Annotated in this window: 1 protein-coding gene; it reads left to right on the plus strand. The window is 74.4% G+C overall.

Features of this window, described 5'->3' with window-relative positions:
- The coding region (locus HO151_RS06640) for a condensation domain-containing protein (protein ID WP_254594787.1) at positions 1-1,134 on the plus strand (1,134 nt) is incomplete at both ends.

Below are 1,134 nucleotides of genomic sequence, written 5' to 3' on the forward strand. Positions count from 1 at the left end.
CGGACCTGCCGCTGACCGACCTCGGCGCGCTGCCTGCGGCCCGCCGTGAGGAGGAGGCCCGGCGCCTCGCCGGGGCCGAGGCCGTACGCCCCTTCGACCTGGCCGCGGGACCCCTGCTGCGGACCGCGCTGCTGCGCCTGGCCGACGACGACCACGTCCTGCTGTACACGTACCACCACATCGTCTTCGACGGCTGGTCGCCGTCGGTGTTCTTCCGGGACCTCTTCGAGCTGTACCGCGCCCGGTGCACCGGGCGCCCCGCCGGCCTGCCCGTCCTGCCCATCCAGTACGCGGACTTCGCCGCCTGGCAGCGCTCCTGGCTGACCGGCGACCGGCTGGAGGCCGGACTCGCCTTCTGGCGCAAGGAGCTGGCGGGGCTGCGCACGGCCCCGCTGCCGCTGGACCGGCCGCGCCCGGCCGCGCAGGACTTCCGGGGCGACCTGGTGGAGTTCACCGTCGACGCCGGACGGGCCCGCGCCGTTCGGGCGTACAGCCGGGAGCAGGGCGTCACCACGTTCGTCACCATGCTGGCCCTGGTGGACGTCCTGCTCCACCACTGGACGGGCACCGACGACGTCGTCGTCGGCGTCGGCACCTCGGGGCGGGTCGATCCCGCGACGCACGAGCTGATCGGCTACTTCAACAACCTGCCGCCGTTCCGTACGAGGATCGGCGGCGACCTCACGTTCACCGACGTGGTGCGCCGGTGCGCGGACACCGTCGCCGGGGTGCTCGACCACGAGGACATGCCGTTCGAGAAGATCGTGTCCGCGGTGTGCCGGACCCGCGAACCCGGCCGCCACCCGCTCTACGACGTCGCCTACACGTACCAGAACGCCCCCGCCGCGGCCCATGTCCCGGCCGGTCTGGAGGTCACCCGGCTGCTCGACCGGGACATCGCGGGCATCGCCCCCGGCACCGCCAAGTTCGACCTCACCTTCGGCGTCACCGACCAGGACGACGGCCCGATGCACGCCTACGTGGAGTACGCGGTCGCCCTGTTCGACCGGGAGACCGTGCAGGGGCTCACCGCCTGGCTGCCCGCCCTGCTCGGTGCCGTGCTGGAGGACCCCGGGCGGCGCGTGGCCGACCTGCCGTCGGCGCCCCCGCGCGACGGCGTCCCGCGCCCCGCCG

This window comes from Streptomyces sp. 8P21H-1 (assembly GCF_013302945.1).